Source organism: Acinetobacter lactucae (assembly GCF_013344765.1).
GTDB lineage: Bacteria > Pseudomonadota > Gammaproteobacteria > Pseudomonadales > Moraxellaceae > Acinetobacter > Acinetobacter lactucae_A.
In genome coordinates, this window is record NZ_JABVBF010000399.1 from 1 (window position 1) to 610 (window position 610).

1 protein-coding gene is annotated in these 610 nt (G+C 27.4%); it reads right to left on the minus strand.

The features are described from left to right. Positions 1 to 436, minus strand: a 436-nt coding sequence (locus HUN22_RS17550; protein ID WP_174732050.1) for a TetR/AcrR family transcriptional regulator, incomplete at its 3' end; no start/stop codon positions are given. Positions 437 to 610 lie beyond the last annotated feature (174 nt).

Sequence of the window (610 nt, forward strand, 5' to 3'; positions counted from 1 at the left end):
GAGTAAGCGTGTGAGCATCTTTGATTTCTAACTCTAGAAATATTGAAAAAACTAATTTGTAAATCCACTCTCGATATTCATTAACTTGATCTTTAAGAGAGGGATACAATTGCATGACTTCGATTGTCGCTTTCTTAAATAAACAACCATTGAAATCATCTTTATTGATCCAGCCAATATACCAGTTAAAAATACTTTTAAGTTTGATTAATGGGTCATCAATGTTGCTAATTTTATTAAATAGAGAGGCTTGGACTTCTAAGTTTCTCCGATGAAGACATTCTTCAATTAAATTTTCTTTAGACGAAAAGTACTTATAAAAAGTCATTTTTGCAACGCCTGATTCAGCAATAATACAGTCAACTCCAATAGAGGTATAGCTTTTCTGGTTAAAGAGGGTGGTGGCTGTTGTTATAATCTTTTCTCTTTTTGACATCGGTTTTCTCGTCATAAATATTTTTGATTAACTTTGCTATTGTAAAGTATGAAAGCTTAAATAAATTTTATCTAATCATATTTAAAAAATTATATTTATTCAATATCTTGATTTGTTATTAAAATGGAAAGAATTATTTTTTAATTGGCAATATTTTACTTTTTTTAAAATTAT